Source organism: Streptomyces sp. TSRI0107 (assembly GCF_001905845.1).
GTDB lineage: Bacteria > Actinomycetota > Actinomycetes > Streptomycetales > Streptomycetaceae > Streptomyces.
The window spans coordinates 752,571-767,647 of the sequence record NZ_LIVZ01000002.1; the positions used below are offsets into that span (position 1 = coordinate 752,571).

12 protein-coding genes are annotated in these 15,077 nt (G+C 72.3%); 4 read left to right on the plus strand and 8 right to left on the minus strand.

Translation table 11 applies throughout. The features are described from left to right. Positions 1 to 75: 75 nt before the first annotated feature. Entirely contained in the window at positions 76 to 1,671 is a 1,596-nt protein-coding gene (locus AMK31_RS06975) for an aminotransferase class III-fold pyridoxal phosphate-dependent enzyme (protein ID WP_073939485.1), read from the minus strand. Between the two features lie 394 nt (positions 1,672 to 2,065). On the opposite strand from AMK31_RS06975, the gene AMK31_RS06980 reads away from it, so the two are divergent. Beyond that, a complete protein-coding gene (locus AMK31_RS06980) occupies positions 2,066 to 3,289 on the plus strand; it encodes a trypsin-like serine peptidase (RefSeq protein ID WP_073939486.1) in 1,224 nt (407 codons plus the stop codon). Between the two features lie 212 nt (positions 3,290 to 3,501). Continuing rightward, positions 3,502 to 4,713, plus strand: a complete 1,212-nt coding sequence (locus AMK31_RS06985) for a trypsin-like serine peptidase (protein WP_073939487.1) — start codon at positions 3,502 to 3,504, stop codon at positions 4,711 to 4,713. 123 nt (positions 4,714 to 4,836) lie between these two features. On the opposite strand, the gene hflX is transcribed toward AMK31_RS06985, so the two are convergent. The 6 genes from hflX to miaA form a co-directional block, all read right to left on the minus strand. Continuing rightward, positions 4,837 to 6,336: a GTPase HflX gene (gene hflX, locus AMK31_RS06990; RefSeq protein ID WP_073939488.1), complete on the minus strand. Its 1,500-nt coding sequence runs from the start codon at positions 6,334 to 6,336 to the stop codon at positions 4,837 to 4,839. A 129-nt stretch (positions 6,337 to 6,465) separates the two neighbouring features. Then, positions 6,466 to 7,941, minus strand: a complete 1,476-nt coding sequence (locus tag AMK31_RS06995) for a M1 family metallopeptidase (RefSeq protein WP_073939489.1) — start codon at positions 7,939 to 7,941, stop codon at positions 6,466 to 6,468. 78 nt (positions 7,942 to 8,019) lie between these two features. After that, entirely contained in the window at positions 8,020 to 10,200 is a 2,181-nt protein-coding gene (locus tag AMK31_RS07000) for a RelA/SpoT family protein (RefSeq protein ID WP_073939490.1), read from the minus strand. Positions 10,201 to 10,669: 469 nt separating this feature from the next. Beyond that, positions 10,670 to 11,539, minus strand: a complete 870-nt coding sequence (gene dapF, locus AMK31_RS07005) for a diaminopimelate epimerase (RefSeq protein ID WP_073939491.1) — start codon at positions 11,537 to 11,539, stop codon at positions 10,670 to 10,672. Between the two features lie 86 nt (positions 11,540 to 11,625). Next, complete coding sequence (locus AMK31_RS07010) at positions 11,626 to 12,129, minus strand: hypothetical protein (RefSeq protein WP_073939492.1); 504 nt, start codon at positions 12,127 to 12,129, stop codon at positions 11,626 to 11,628. A 108-nt stretch (positions 12,130 to 12,237) separates the two neighbouring features. Continuing rightward, positions 12,238 to 13,176 carry a tRNA (adenosine(37)-N6)-dimethylallyltransferase MiaA gene (gene miaA / locus AMK31_RS07015; protein ID WP_073939493.1) on the minus strand — a complete coding sequence of 313 codons (939 nt, stop codon included), beginning with the start codon at positions 13,174 to 13,176 and terminating at the stop codon, positions 12,238 to 12,240. 182 nt (positions 13,177 to 13,358) lie between these two features. Between miaA and AMK31_RS07020 the strand changes: the two genes are divergently transcribed. Beyond that, entirely contained in the window at positions 13,359 to 13,703 is a 345-nt protein-coding gene (locus tag AMK31_RS07020) for a hypothetical protein (RefSeq protein WP_073939494.1), read from the plus strand. Between the two features lie 25 nt (positions 13,704 to 13,728). After that, a complete protein-coding gene (locus AMK31_RS07025; RefSeq protein WP_073939495.1) occupies positions 13,729 to 13,995 on the plus strand; it encodes an antitoxin in 267 nt (88 codons plus the stop codon). Positions 13,996 to 14,279: 284 nt separating this feature from the next. Here AMK31_RS07025 and AMK31_RS07030 read toward each other — a convergent pair whose 3' ends face one another. Continuing rightward, a complete protein-coding gene (locus tag AMK31_RS07030; protein ID WP_073939496.1) occupies positions 14,280 to 15,008 on the minus strand; it encodes a class III extradiol dioxygenase subunit B-like domain-containing protein in 729 nt (242 codons plus the stop codon). Positions 15,009 to 15,077: the final 69 nt, after the last annotated feature.

Here is a 15,077-nt window from a genome sequence, read left to right on the forward strand (position 1 = left end):
GGTGTGTGCCCGACGTGGCGGGGTGCGTGCCCCACGTGGTGGCGGGGTGAGAGCGCATCTGCACGGGCTGCCTCGTTACCGCGTTCGCCCGGTGGGGTCCCCGGGCTGCTGGCGATGCTGGGTCGGACGGGCGGGCTGGTCGGGGCGGCGTCGCTGAGGATGGCCGGTGTGGTCGCGGGCCGCTGCCGCCAGCGCGTCGGCCAGACGGTCCAGTACCGCGGCCGCCTGCTCGTCGCTGATCGTCAGCGGCGGGAGCAGCCGGACGACGCTCGTATCGCGCCCGCCGAGCCCGACGATCAGTCCCCGTCGAAGGCACTCCCGCTGGACGGCGGAGGCGAGACGGGGCGCGGGTGGGCGTGGAGCGCCGGCGTCGAACGGGCCGGTTCCCGTCCGGGTGACGTCATGGGCGGGGCCGTGCGGCAGCGGGACACCGGCGGTGCGGTTTCCCTCTCCGGGAGCGTGGCTGTCCGCCGTGTGGGCCGGGCCGGACTCCGCCTCCGGGTCGACGAGTTCGAGGCCGATCATCAGCCCTCGCCCCCGAACGTCACCGACGCAGCGGAACTCCTGGCCGAGGGCGCGCAGTTGGGCGAGCAGGCGGGTGCCCAGGGTGGCCGCTCGTTCGGCGAGTCGGTGGTGCCGGACATGGGCGAGAGTCGCCGCGCCGGCGGCCATGGCCAGTTGGTTGCCGCGGAACGGGCCGGTGTGGGCGGTGGGCGCCTCGGTGTCCAGCAGGTCGGCGCGGTGGACGACGGCGGACAGGGGAAGGCTGCCGCCGATGGCCCTGGAGAGGATCATCACGTCAGGTGTCACCCCGCTGTGCTCGACTGCCCAGAAGGTGCCGGTTCGGCCCATCCCGGTCTGCGATTCGTCGACGATCAGCGGGACGGAGCGGGACGCCGTGATCTGCCGCATCCGGCGCATCCAGCCGTCCGGCGCGGTATTCACCCCGGCCTCGCCCTGGACGGGCTCCAGGAGTATTCCGGCGGGGATGTCGGGAGCGGCCGGAAAGGCGCGCGCATCCGGAGCCCCGCGCACGGGACCACCCGCGCAGACCGCGCCTTCCAGCACCGCCTCGGTCCAGCGGGCCGCGAGTTCCGCGCCGTGGGGGCCGCCGACGCCGAAGGGGCAGCGGTAGTCGTGCGGGCAGGGCAGCGAACGGCCGGTGGCGTCCGTGGTGGCGGAGGCTCCCGGAGTCCCGGCGCGGGCGCCGGCGCCTGGTGAGACCGCGGCGCCGGTGTCGGCGTCGGTCTCGCCGAACGTGAGGATCGCGGTTCGGCCGGTCGCGGCTCGCACCAGCGCGCCGGCGGCGGCCACCGCGTCCGTGCGGGACGGTCCGCAGAACCTCACGCGGGCCCGGTCGGCGAACCCGGACGGCAGGGTGCGCAGCAGTTCCGTGACGAAGGCGTCCTCGACGGGCGTGGCCAGATCGGGCACGCTCAGTGGGGCGCCCGAGTCGAGGACCTTGCGGATGGCCTCCAGGACGACCGGGTGGTTGTGGCCGAGGGCGAGCGTGCCCGCGCCGGAGAGGCAGTCCAGGTAGCGGCGGCCGTCCGCGTCCTCGATGGTCAGTCCGCGTGCCCGTACCGGTACGACAGGCAGGGCGTGCGGATAGGTGCGCGCGGCTGGCTCGCGCGCCGGCGGGCGGCGCGGGATCTCCTCGGTAACGGCCACGGCTCCTCGTCCTTCCGCTGTGCACCAAGGAGCTGGCGGCCGCTCGGGACCTGCCCGGCCCTCGCCCGCAGCGCCGCTTCCTCGACACCGACCCACATCCACCCCGACCCGAGCCGCACCGTGTCCTCGGCCGTCCGGCCCCACCTGTGCCCGAACCGCCCGACCGGGCAGACCCCACCGCTTACAACCGCGTACCGGGCAACGGGTTACGGGTTGCTTCAAGATCCTTGCCGTGACGTAACCGTTGCCGTTCCGTCGGAAGTCCCCCACAGCGAGCGCATAGTGTGGGGTGCCATTCCCGGAAGGCCGTGAGAACAGCCCGAGTTCGGCATGACCTCGGGTGGAGCGTCGCGGCCGCTGCACCAAGTCCGTTCACCCCAGGGGGAGTAACACCATGCGATCCACACGGCTGTCGTTCACCGCTCGCCGGGAGAGGAGCGGGCTCCGCCGCAGAACCTCCCCCGTGCTGACCGCCGTGGCGCTGGCCTCGGCGCTCGCGCTCACCGCCACCGCCTGCGAGTCGGGCGACGCCGAGGCGGGCGGCGAGGCGACGGCCTCCGCGGCGGCCGCGGACGACAAGATCAAGATCCCGGACGACATCAAGGACCGGCTCAAGGAGCACGGGATCGACATCGACCAGTGGCGGGACGGCGCCTGGAAGAACTGGAACAAGGACGACTGGCTGCGCGAGGCCGAGGACTTCGTCAACCCGATCATCGAGGACCTGTGGGACCCGGACCGGATGCGGGAGGCGGAGGAGCCGGACCAGGAGGTCGACGACAGCGACCTGTCCGGTGACCAGGGCGTGACCGACCCGGAGCCGGCTCCGGTGCAGGCGGAGGCCGTGCCGGCCTCGTACCACGCCAACGCTCCCGAGGCGGGCAAGGTGTTCTTCGACGCCCCCGAGGGCACGATGGTCTGCTCGGCGACGGTCGTGAAGGACCCGGCGAACCCCGGCAAGTCCAACATGGTGTGGACGGCGGGGCACTGTGTGCACGCGGGCAAGGCCGGCGGCTGGTACCGCAACATCGCCTTCGTGCCGTCGTACAACGACGCGGGCAAGTCGGCCGCGGAGCTGGAGAGCGCCACCAAGGAAGAGGTCGCTCCGTACGGGGTCTGGTGGGGTGACTGGGTGCAGACCTCGGACCAGTGGATCGAGCAGGGCGGCGCGACCGGCGGTGACGGCGCTCCGTACGACTTCGCCGTCATCCATGTCACGCCGGAGGAGGGCAGCGGCGGCAAGTCGCTGGAGGAGATGGTCGGTTCGGCGCTGCCGGTGGACTTCAACGCTCCCGCCGTGCCGAAGATGGACAGCATGACGGCGATCGGTTACCCGGCGGCGCCGCCGTACGACGGCCAGAAGCTGTTCCGGTGCGAGGACAAGCCGGGCCGGCTGTCGATCACGGATGCCGATCCGACGATGTACCGCATCGGCTGCACCATGACCGGCGGTTCGTCCGGCGGCGGCTGGGTCGCGACGGGTTCGGACGGCAAGCCGGCCCTGGTGTCCAACACCTCGATCGGCCCGATCACCGCGGGCTGGCTGGCGGGTCCGCGCCTGGGCAAGGAGGCCAAGGCCGTGTTCGACGAGGTGAGCGGCAAGTTCGCCGGCCGGTGACAGCCGGGGGCGCGGCGGTGGGTGCCGTGCGGAAACCTTCACCGTCCCACCGCCGTTCGCCCTCAACCCCACGGGCATAGTGGGGTGTCGCATGCGCGAGGCGAGTCCTTCGCCGGCTCGCCTTCCGTCTGCGGGACAGGCATCAGCGTGACAAGCATCAGCAGCATGCCAAGCACATGACATTCACACGTTCACACGGGGGTCATCGCACCATGCGTTCCATACGCACGTCCGCCACACCACAGCGGCGTCGGCGCACCGTTGTCGCCGCCACCGGCCTCGTCGCCGCCCTGGCGCTCACCGCGACCGCGTGCAACGGCTCCGGCGAGGAGGAGGCGGCCGACCAGCCGGGCGCCAGCGCCTCGCAGGCCGCGGACGGCGCCGACGACGGCAAGGTCAAGATCCCGTCCGACATCGCCGACCGGCTCAAGGAGCACGGCATCGACGTCGACGACTGGAAGAACGGCGGCTGGAAGAACTGGGACAAGGACCAGTGGCTCAGTGAGGCCAAGGACTTCGTCAACCCCGTCATCGAGGGGCTGTGGGAGCCGGAGCGGATGCAGTCCGCGAAGGAGGCCGACAAGACGGTCACGACGAAGGACATGGCCGCCGCCCAGGGCGTGAGCGACCCGGAGCCCGCGCCGGTCACGGCCACGCCCGAGAAGACGCCGTACCACGACAACGCCGCCCCGGTCGGCAAGATCTTCTTCGACACCCCCGAGGGCTCGGCGGTCTGCTCGGGCACGGTGATCAAGGACGCGAACCACCCGGGCAAGTCCAACCTCGTCTGGACCGCGGGCCACTGCGTGCACGCGGGCCAGAACGGCGGCTGGTACCGGAACATCGCGTTCGTCCCGGCCTACAACGACCTCGGCAAGTCCGAGGCCCAGCTGAGCAACGCCGGCGCCGTCGAGATCGCCCCCTACGGCAACTGGTGGGCGGACTGGGCGTCGACGTCGAACGGCTGGATCGAGGGCGGTTCGGAGACCGGCGGCGCGGGTGCGGCGTACGACTACGCCGTGCTGCACGTGAAGCCGGAGCAGGGCGCCAAGTCGCTGGAGGAGACCGTCGGCGCGGCGCTGGACGTGGACTTCTCCGCGCCGGCCGCGGCGGACGCCGGGAACATGGGCGCCTGGGGCTACCCGGCGGCGCCTCCGTACAACGGTCTGAAGATGTTCAAGTGCGTCGACCAGCCGGGCCGGCTCTCGCTGAGCCCGTCGCTGCCGACGATGTACCGCATCGGCTGCACCATGACCGGCGGTTCGTCCGGCGGTGGCTGGTTCCGGGTGGTGGACGGCGAGACCAAGCTGGTCTCGAACACCTCGATCGGCCCGGCCGACAACACCTGGCTGGCGGGCCCGCAGCTCGGCCAGGACGCCCAGGCGCTGTACGAGAACATGAGTGAGACGTACGGCGGCCGGTGACGCCGTCCGGCACCGGACATGCCGAAGGCCCGCTCCCCGCGTGTGCGGGGGCGGGCCTTCGGGCTGTTCTCGGTCGTCCGTGCGCCGGAGGTCGTCCGTGCTTCAGAGGTCGTGCGTCGGGCGTCAGACCGCCGAGGCCGGAGCGTACGGCGTCAGTTCGGCCGCGAGCTCCTCGTGCACCCGGACCTTGAGCAGGGTGCCCTCCGCGGTGTGCTCCTCGGAGATCACCTCGCCCTCGTCATGGGCGCGGGCGACCAGCTTGCCGAGGGTGTACGGCACCAGCGCCTCGACTTCGACCGCCGGGCGCGGCAGCTCGTTGTCGATCAGCGCCAGCAGCTCGGTGATGCCCTGGCCGGTACGGGCCGAGACCGCGATGGAGCGCTTCTCGTTCCGCATCAGCCGCTGCAGCACCAGCGGGTCGGCCGCGTCGGCCTTGTTGATCACGACGATCTCGGGGACGTCGGTGGCGCCGACCTCCCTGATCACCTCGCGCACGGCGGCCAGCTGCTCCTCCGGGACCGGATGCGAACCGTCCACCACGTGCAGGATCAGGTCGGAGTCGCCGACCTCCTCCATCGTGGAGCGGAACGCCTCGACCAGGTGGTGCGGCAGGTGCCGGACGAAGCCGACGGTGTCGGCCAGGGTGTACAGCCGCCCGCTCGGCGTCTCGGCCCGGCGCACGGTCGGGTCCAGGGTCGCGAACAGCGCGTTCTCGACCAGGACGCCCGCGCCGGTGAGGCGGTTGAGCAGCGAGGACTTGCCGGCGTTGGTGTAGCCCGCGATCGCGACGGAGGGCACCTTGTGGCGACGGCGCTCCTGGCGCTTGATGTCGCGTCCGGTCTTCATCTCCGCGATCTCCCGGCGCATCTTCGCCATCTTCTCGCGGATCCGGCGCCGGTCCGTCTCGATCTTGGTCTCACCGGGACCACGGGTGGCGAGGCCGCCGCCCTTGCCGCCGCCCATCTGCCGGGACAGCGACTGACCCCAGCCTCGCAGCCGCGGCAGCATGTACTGCATCTGCGCGAGCGCGACCTGCGCCTTGCCCTCTCGGGACTTGGCGTGCTGGGCGAAGATGTCCAGGATCAGGGCCGTACGGTCGATGACCTTGACCTTGACGACGTCCTCGAGGTGGATCAGCTGGCCCGGGCTCAGCTCACCGTCGCAGATGACGGTGTCGGCGCCGGTCTCCAGCACGATCTCGCGCAGCTCCTCGGCCTTGCCGGAGCCGATGTAGGTGGCCGCGTCGGGCTTGTCACGGCGCTGGATCACGCCGTCGAGCACCAGCGCGCCCGCCGTCTCGGCGAGTGCGGCCAGCTCCGCGAGGGAGTTCTCCGCGTCCTGCACGGTCCCCGAGGTCCAGACGCCGACGAGCACGACCCGCTCCAGGCGGAGCTGGCGGTACTCGACCTCGGTGACGTCCTCGAGCTCGGTGGAGAGACCCGCGACACGGCGCAGAGCCGCGCGCTCCGAGCGGTCGAACTGGTCGCCGTCCCGCTCTCCGTCGATCTCGTGGCTCCAGGCGACGTCCTCTTCCATCAGGGCATCGGCCCGAAGGCCCTCGGGGTAGTCGTGCGCGAGACGCTTGCGCTGGGTGTCCTGGGAAGGGGATGAAGAGGAGGTCATTGGGTCCTTACGTCGTTGGGGAATCCGTCACTGGTCACAACGTACGAGTACCCCGGGAGATTCCCGGTGCACCGTGCTGTGCCTGCCTGAAGATGGTCGCACGGGACGCCCCGTCTCGTCACCGTGTTATTACCCGGCCTTCTTCGCGGGTGCCTCCGGCTTCCAGTCCGGGTGGCCGGGCATCGGCGGGGTCTTCTCACCGTAGAGCCAGCCTTCGAGGAATCCGGCGAGGTCGCGTCCGGAGATCTCCGAGGCGAGCCGTACGAAGTCGGCCGTGCCGGCGACGGCGTCCTTGTGACGGTTCACCCACGCCCGCTCCAGCCGTTCGAAGGCGGAGCGGCCGATCTCCTGGCGCAGGGCGTACAGGACCAGGGCGGCGCCGTCGTAGACGTTGGGGCGGAAGATGCCGAGGCGGCTGCCGGACCGGGGCGCCTTGGGGGCGGCGGGCGGTCCGCCCTCGGCGCGCCAGCGGTCGGAGGCGCCGTACGCCGCCTTCATGCGGTCCGTGAGGGACCGGTCCGCCTTCTCCTCCGCGTACAGCGCCTCGTACCAGGTCGCGTGCCCTTCGTTGAGCCACAGGTCGGACCAGCTGCGCGGGGTGACGCTGTCGCCGAACCACTGGTGCGCCAGCTCATGCACCATGATCGAATCGACGTACCACGCGGGGAAGGCGGTATCGGTGAACAGGTCTCTCTCGAAGAGAGAGAGGGTCTGGGTCTCGAGTTCGAAGCCGGTGGAGGCGTCGGCCATGAGGACGCCGTACGTCTCGAAGGGGTACCGGCCGACCTTGCCCTCCATCCAGGCGATCTGGTCGGGCGTCTTCGCCAGCCACGGTTCGAGCTGCTCGCGGTGCTCGGTGGGCACGACATCGCGTACCGGCAGCCCGTGCGGGCCGGTGCGGTGCAGCACCGTGGAGCGGCCGACGGAGACCTGGGCGAGCTCCGTGGCCATGGGGTGGTGGGTCCGGTACGTCCAGGTGGTGGCGGAGCCGGCGTGCTCGACGTCGGCGGGGAGACCGTTGGCGACGGCCGTGTACCCCTTGGGCGCGGTCACCCTGAAGGTGAACATCGCCTTGTCCGAGGGGTGGTCGTTGCAGGGGAACGCCAGGTGCGCGGCGTCGGCCTGGTTGGCCATCGCGAGTCCGTCCCCGGTCTGCACCCAGCCGCCGGTCCGGCCCTTCCCGGGCACCGGGTCACTGGTGTGCCGGACGGTGATCCGCATCCAACGGCCCGCGGACAGCGGCTCCTCGGGGGTGATCACCAGGTCCTCGCCGGCCGCGGCGTACGTCGTCGGCTCGCCGTCGATCTCGACCGACTGGACCTTGCCGCGCGCGAAGTCCAGGTTGACGCGTTCGAGCTCGTCGGTGGTCCAGGCGTCGATCGTCGTGACCGCCTGCAGCGGCTTGTCGTTGGCGCCGGGATACGAGAAGGAGAGGTCGTACGACGCCACGTCGTACCCGGGGTTGCCCAGGTACGGGAAGAGGCGGTCGCCGACGCCCAGCGGGACCGGCGGGGCGCTCGCGGCGACGAGGCAGACGGTGACGGCGGAGGCGAGCAGCGCCGCCTTCAGCCGTCGGGGCGCGGGGGTGCGAGGGGTGAGCGGCATGCCCCACGGCTACCAGCGCGTACCCGGCGCCCGGCGGCGACGCGCGCCGGGCACACCCGAACGGGGCCCTGACGGCGGTCAGTGGGCCGAAGCGGGGTGCTGCGCCCGGCTCACGTCGTACACGCCGGGGACGTTGCGCATCGCCCGCATGAGGGCGGGCAGACGGGCCGCGTCCGGCAGCTGCAGCGTGTACGTGTGGCGTACCCGCTGCTGGCTGGGCGGCTCCACGGTGGCCGCCACGATCTCGGCGCCCTCCAGGGCGATCGCCTCCGTGAGGTCCGCGAGGAGATGCGGGCGGCCGAACGATTCGGCGATCAGCGTCACGCGGCACCCCGTCGTCCCGCTCCCGGCCTCCTCGCTCCAGCGCACCGCGGCCTCCGCGCGGCCCGCGGCCTTCATCCGCGCGACGGCCGCGCACTGCACCCGGTGCACGGTCACCGCTCCCCCGCGCACCACGAAGCCGGTGACCTCGTCGGGCGGTACGGGAGTGCAGCAGCCGGCGAGCCGTACGGCCGCGCCGGGCCGCTCGGCGACGGCACGGGCGGAGACGGGCCGGGCGGCGACGGGCGGGCTCGCGGTGGTGCGGGCCACCGTCTCGCGGCTCTCGGACGCCGCTGCGTGGGCGTGGCCCTCCTGGGCCGGGTGCGCCGCCAGCCATCGCTGGATGGCGATCCGCGCGGTCGGCGTATGGGCGTGCTCCAGCCACTCCCTGGAGGGCTCGGACGCCGGGTCCTGCCCCATGAGCAGCTGGACGGTGTCGCCGTCGCGCAGCACGGTGCTCAGTGTCGCGAGCCGGCCGTTGACGCGGGCGCCGATGCAGGCGTGCGCGTCCTCCCCGTACTGGGCGTAGGCGGCGTCCACACAGGAAGCGCCTTCGGGCAGGCCGAGGGTGCCGCCGTCCGGTCGGAAGACGGTGATCTCGCGGTCCTGCGCCAGGTCCTCGCGCAGGGTCGACCAGAAGGTGTCGGGGTCGGGCGCGGCCCGCTGCCAGTCGAGGAGGCGGGAGAGCCAGCCCGGCCGCGTCGGGTCGACACGCTCGCCCTCGGCCGCCGACTGCTCCTCCGAGGGCGCCGCGTACGGGTTGCCGAGCGCGACCACGCCGGCCTCGGCGACCTTGTGCATCTGGTGGGTGCGGATGAGGACCTCGGCGACCTGTCCGTCGGGGCGGGCGACGGCGGTGTGCAGGGACTGGTACAGGTTGAACTTCGGTACGGCGATGAAGTCCTTGAACTCCGAGACCACCGGGGTCATACAGGTGTGCAGTTCGCCCAGGACGCCGTAGCAGTCGGCGTCCTCGTTCACCAGCACCAGGATCCGCCCGAAGTCGGCGCCGCGCAGCCGGCCGCGCTTGCGGGAGACTCGGTGCACGGAGACGAAGTGCCGGGGGCGGACGAGGACTTCGGCCTGGATGTCGGCCTCGCGCAGGACGGCCCGCATGTCGTCGGCGATCTCGGCGAGCGGGTCGTCGGCCCGCGTGGCGTTCTCCGCGATCAACTCCCGGGTGCGCTCGTACTCCTCGGGGTGGAGGATCGCGAAGACGAGGTCCTCCAGCTCGGTCTTGAGGGCCTGGACGCCGAGCCGTTCGGCGAGGGGGATGAGGACGTCCCGCGTGACCTTGGCGATCCGGGCCTGTTTCTCGGGGCGCATCACGCCGAGGGTGCGCATGTTGTGCAGCCGGTCGGCGAGCTTGATCGACATCACCCGGACGTCGTTGCCGGTGGCGACGAGCATCTTGCGGAAGGTCTCGGGCTCGGCGGCGGCGCCGTAGTCGACCTTCTCCAACTTGGTGACCCCGTCGACGAGATAGCGCACCTCCTCGCCGAACTGCTCGCCGACCTGGTCGAGCGTCACATCCGTGTCCTCGACGGTGTCGTGGAGCAGGGAAGCGGTCAACGTGGTGGTCTCGGCGCCGAGTTCGGCAAGGATCAGGGTCACCGCGAGGGGGTGGGTGATGTACGGCTCGCCGCTCTTGCGCATCTGGCCCCGGTGCGAGGACTCGGCCAGCACATAGGCGCGGCGCAGGGGTTCGAGGTCGGCGTCGGGGTGGTGGGCCCGGTGGGCGTCGACGACATGGCTGATGGCGTCGGGCAGCCGGCCGCGGGCGGCGGAGCCGAGGAGCGCGGCGCGGCCGAGGCGGCGCAGGTCGATCCCGGGTCGGCTCCTCCTGCGTGGGGCCGCGGGCGCCGTGGGCGCCATGGCGCCGACCACGGGGTCCGTCACAGCGCCTGGACTCGCAGGGTTCGTGGCCTCCGCACTCATGGGCACCTCCGGCTGCGTGGACCGGCGGACGGGGTGCCCCAGGGCGGACTCGGCTCAGGGGATGGCGACGTCTCCCCCGTCCGGGCCGGTGCTTGATGCTACCGAGCCCATCACGCGCGGCTGACCGCCTCTCGCCGAGCGTGAAACGGATCACCCATTCGAGGGATGGCGCGGATGTTTGCGGTTGCGCGCCGCCCGAAGAGGAGTGCGACCGTCTTCGCACGTCGGCGCGCCCCCGAAGGGGAGGTGTGGCCCGAAGGAGCAGTGTGGCCCGAAGGAGCGGTGTGGCCCCTCGTGTGGCCCCGTGGAACGCGTCGGCCGACGGGAGCCGCCCGGCGGCGACGCGCTCCCGAGGGGACCCCGCGGTCCCGCCGAGGCGTCGGCCGATCGGCGCACGGCGTCAGCCGGTCAGCGCAGGGCACCAGCCGTCAGTGCACGGCACCGGCCGTCAGCGCGGACCGTCCGCCGTTCAGCGCAGCGCGTCCGCCAGCCAGTCCCCGTCGATCTCGCCCTCGGCGACGATCACCGCGGGGCCGGTCATCTCGATCTCGCCGTCGGGCCGCTCGGTGATCACCAGGGTGCCGCCGAGGACGTCGACCGTGTAGCTGACCGGCGTACCGGTGACGGCCGGGTCGGCGCCGTCCCGGCGGGCGGTGGCCACGGCGACGGCGCACGCGCCCGTGCCGCACGAGCGGGTCTCGCCGGAGCCGCGCTCGTGCACGCGCATCGCGACGTGCCGGGGGCCCCGGTCGACCACGAACTCCACGTTCACCCCGTCCGGGTACGCGGCAGCGGGGCTGAACGGGGGCGGGGAGAGGAGGTTGCCCGCGTCCGCGAGGTCGTCGACGAAGGCCACCGCGTGGGGGTTGCCCATGTTCACGTTCCGCGCGGGCCAGCTGCGCTCGTCGACGCTCACCGTGACGTCCCCTTCGGGCAGCCGCGCCTTGCCCATGCCGACGGTGATGTCGCCGTCCTTGGCGATGTGCACGGTCTTCACGCCCCCGCGCGTGGCGACGGCGATGTCGCCCTCGGCCACGTGCCCGGCGTGCTGCAGGTAGCGCGCGAACACGCGTACGCCGTTGCCGCACATCTCCGCGATCGAGCCGTCGCCGTTGCGGTAGTCCATGAACCACTCCGCCTCGGCGGCCATCTTCTCGGCCTCCGGGTGCGCGGCGGAGCGCACCACGTGCAGCACTCCGTCGCCTCCGATGCCCGCGCGGCGATCGCACAGCGCGACGACGGCGGCCGGGGTCAGGTCGATGGCGTTCTCGGGGTCCGGGACGATCACGAAGTCGTTCTCGGTGCCGTGACCCTTGAGGAAGGCGATCCGCGTGCTCATTCCTCGATCGTACGGGGTGGCTACGACACCGGGTCGCCCATGGGTGGCCCGCGGACCCACCCGCCGGGCGCGCCCCGCGCGGAGGCTCAGCGCAGTCGCGCCACTCGCCACACGGCCAGCACGGCCACCGCGGCGACCACGATCACGTACGCGATCACGACCCGCCAGTCCGGGCGCCGTCCCGAGCCGCGCTGCGGCAGTCCGGGCCAGGTGTAGCCCACCCTGCGGGCGGCCATCATGCCCCACCCGGCCGCGCAGGAGCAGATGAGCAGCCCCAGCATGGCGATCATGGCCGCGCTGTCGCCGAAGTCGAAGGCCAGCGGGAAGGCGAACATCAGGGAGCCGAGCGCGCCCAGGCCCACGATCGGCGCCAGCTGCCACAGGCGCAGTCGCCGCTGGGGACGGAGTTCGACCTCGACCTCGGGACCGCCCACGAACATCTCTTCGGGCTCGGGACCGTCGTCGGTGACCCCGTCCGGGGTCTCCTCGGGCCCGTCGGGGCTCAGACGGTCGTCTTCCCGCTCAGCGCCGCCACTTCCGGTGGTGGTGTGCTCGGTGCCTGGTGCGGTGTCACGAGGGCCGGCCTCCATCGCCACGCGCCCTCCCAACTAGGACTCCACTTGGTCGATCGAAGCTCGATGATGGCACGGCGCCGGAGGCCCCGTTGACGGCCGGAGCGTCCCGATGCCATGACGTGATCAGGCTGTAACCGGTCGTTCGACCAACGCCAGAGCGAGCCCCGGAAGTTCCGTGAGGTCCGCCGCGGCCCCACTCAGCCAATGCACGCGCGGGTCGCGCCTGAACCATGAATCCTGACGGCGCGCGAAGCGCTTGGTGGCACGGACGGTCTCGGCCCGAGCCTCGTCGAGGGTGCACTCCCCGGCCAGCGCCGAGAGCACCTGCTGGTAGCCGAGTGCGCGCGACGCCGTACGCCCCTCGCGCAACCCCTGCGCCTCGAGTGCGCGCACTTCCTCGACGAGTCCCGCCTCCCACATCCGGTCGACCCGGCGCGCGATGCGCTCGTCGAGCTCGGGCCGCGCCACGTCCACGCCGATCTGCACGGTGTCGTAGACGAAGTCGTGGCCGGGGAGGTTCGCGGTGAAGGGACGGCCGGTGATCTCGATCACCTCGAGGGCCCGGACGATACGGCGGCCGTTGCTGGGCAGGATGGCCTGCGCGGCCCCGGGGTCGGCGGCGGCGAGCCGGGCGTGCAGCGCGCCGGAGCCGCGCAGCGCGAGCTCGTCCTCCAGCCGGGCCCGCACCTCCGGGTCGGTGCCCGGGAACTCCAGGTTGTCGACGGCGCCACGGACGTAGAGGCCGGAGCCGCCGACCAGGATGGGCCAGCGGCCCTCGGCGAGCAGGGCGTCGATCCGCTCGCGGGCGAGCCGCTGGTACTCGGCGACGGAGGCAGTGACGGTCACGTCCCAGATGTCCAGCAGATGGTGCGGCACGCCGCCGCGCTCCTCGGACGTCAGCTTGGCGGTGCCGATGTCCATCCCCCGGTAGAGCTGCATGGAGTCGGCGTTGACGACCTCCCCACCGAGTTGCCGGGCGAGAAAAACACCCAGATCGGACTTTCCGGCCGCGGTGGGTCCGACGACGGCGATGACGCGGGGGGCGGGGGCTGCGCTGCTCACCGGAACAGTCTCGCAAACCTCACAGCGTGGCCTCGAACGAGTTACGTGACGACCCGCAACCGGGGTCGTTGCCCGTTGCGAGGTTTCCGCCGCCGGTTCACAGGGGCTGTGACCCGGGCGACGCAAACGGACGCACCGGGCGACGCGGGATTTCGTCCGCACGAGTAACATATGGAGTAGATATGGGCGTTTTTGCGCGACTCTTCCGGAGGTCGAAGGCTGCGGAGGAGGCGTCGACCGCCGAGGCACAGGCCGACCGGAAGTCGGCCGGGTCCGAGGCGACCGCGGCGACCGAAGCCGCCGAGGCGACCGAAAAGACCGGCGCTGCGGAAGCCGAGGAACCGGCCGAGGCCGGGTCCGACGCCGAGACGCAGACGACGGGCACGGGCGGCGGCACGGCGACGGCCGTCAAGGAGACCGTCAAGGAGGCCGGCGAGGCAGCCGCGTCGGACCCCGTCGGAATCCCCAAGCAGCAGTCCGCCGTGGAGGCGGCCGACAGCGAGGCCGACAAGGGCGCCCGCACCTAGACTGCCCGTGAGGGAAGGTGAACCCATGGGTCTTTTCCACAATCTGAAGGCCAAACTCGGCCCGGCCAGGGAGAAGGTCTCCGGCCTCGCGCATCAGCACGGGGACAAGATCCAGCACGGGATCGACCGTGCCGCCCACGCCGTCGACCAGCGCACCAAGGGCAAGTACAGCGACAAGATCCAGTCGGGCACCGGCAAGGCGAAGGGCGCCATGGACCGACTCGCCCACAAGCATGAAACCGGCAGGGGAGAGGGCACCGGCACACCGCCGAGCACACCGCCACCGGCCTGACACGGCAGTCGACACACAACAGCACGACGCACACGGCGGACGGCCGCGGAGCAGCAGGCTCCCGGCCGTCCGCCGTTTACGGGGCCCTCGGCCCCGCGAGGGTGCCTTGACTGTCAGGAAGCCTAGGGGGTGTCTCGTCGATCAGGCCGGATCAGGGAGCGGCGTCTGGTGCCGTGCATCGCAAGGCGGAGGAGGGAGCCGATGCGGCGCATCGGCGAGTGACGACAACGCGGCGAGGCGCGGCACCAGGCGCCGCGAGCCCGGCATGATCGGCGAGACGCCCCCTAAGACCAGGCAGCCACCACGTACCCCACTCCGTACGGCGCGTCCTCGTACAGCAGGGCTCCGCCGAGCCCGGCGTCCTCCGCCGCGCCCGCGAGCACCTGCCAGGGCGCCCGCCCGGACACCTTCAGCTCCTGGGCCAGCCCGGCGTCGAGCGCCTTGAGGGCCGCGACGTCCGCCGCCCCCAGCGCACGCGCGACCTCCGCGTCGAAGGGCTCGGCCCGCTCGTCGAGATAGCCCGGAGCCTTGACCGTCCGGCACGCGCTGGCGTCGCCCATCACCAGCAGCGCCACCCGTCCGGCCCGCGCGGCGATGTCCCTTCCCACTTCGATACACCGCTCGGCGTCGATCGGTTCCGCCACGCCCAGTCCCTCGATCGGGGCGTCGGACCACCCGGTGCGCTCCAGCAGCCACGCGGCGACCGCCAGGGAGGGAGGCAGGTCGCCCTCCCCCTCGACGGCTTTGCCCCCGCCCGCCTGTTCACGGCCCAGCCGTACGTCGAGATCGACGCCGAAGCCGCGGAAGGAACCCGGGGTGCCCTCGGGGTACGGTCCGCGCCCGCTCTCGTCGGCGGGGCCGATCACCACCAGCCGGTCCGGGCGGGCGGCGGCGAGCACGCCGAGCGCGTCCGTGCACGCGGCACGCGCGGCGTCCAGTTCGGGTGCGGCGCCCGCGGCGACGCCGGGTACCAGGAGGGGCGGGCATGGGCAGACAGCGGCGGCGACAAGCATGATCGGCAGCGTAACCCCCAGGGGGCCCACGCCTCACGCCGCCTCCGCGCGGCACGCTGCACGCGCCGC

What these genes read in the sequence shown, in the direction of transcription:
- AMK31_RS07025 (WP_073939495.1), top strand. Translation starts at nt 13,729, where the DNA reads ATGGGTCTTTTCCACAATCTGAAGGCCAAACTCGGCCCGGCCAGGGAG.
- hflX (WP_073939488.1), bottom strand. Translation starts at nt 6,336, where the DNA reads ATGACCTCCTCTTCATCCCCTTCCCAGGACACCCAGCGCAAGCGTCTC.
- AMK31_RS07030 (WP_073939496.1), bottom strand. Translation starts at nt 15,008, where the DNA reads ATGCTTGTCGCCGCCGCTGTCTGCCCATGCCCGCCCCTCCTGGTACCC.
- AMK31_RS07000 (WP_073939490.1), bottom strand. Translation starts at nt 10,200, where the DNA reads ATGAGTGCGGAGGCCACGAACCCTGCGAGTCCAGGCGCTGTGACGGAC.
- AMK31_RS06980 (WP_073939486.1), top strand. Translation starts at nt 2,066, where the DNA reads ATGCGATCCACACGGCTGTCGTTCACCGCTCGCCGGGAGAGGAGCGGG.
- AMK31_RS06995 (WP_073939489.1), bottom strand. Translation starts at nt 7,941, where the DNA reads ATGCCGCTCACCCCTCGCACCCCCGCGCCCCGACGGCTGAAGGCGGCG.
- AMK31_RS07010 (WP_073939492.1), bottom strand. Translation starts at nt 12,129, where the DNA reads ATGGAGGCCGGCCCTCGTGACACCGCACCAGGCACCGAGCACACCACC.
- AMK31_RS07020 (WP_073939494.1), top strand. Translation starts at nt 13,359, where the DNA reads ATGGGCGTTTTTGCGCGACTCTTCCGGAGGTCGAAGGCTGCGGAGGAG.
- AMK31_RS06985 (WP_073939487.1), top strand. Translation starts at nt 3,502, where the DNA reads ATGCGTTCCATACGCACGTCCGCCACACCACAGCGGCGTCGGCGCACC.
- dapF (WP_073939491.1), bottom strand. Translation starts at nt 11,539, where the DNA reads ATGAGCACGCGGATCGCCTTCCTCAAGGGTCACGGCACCGAGAACGAC.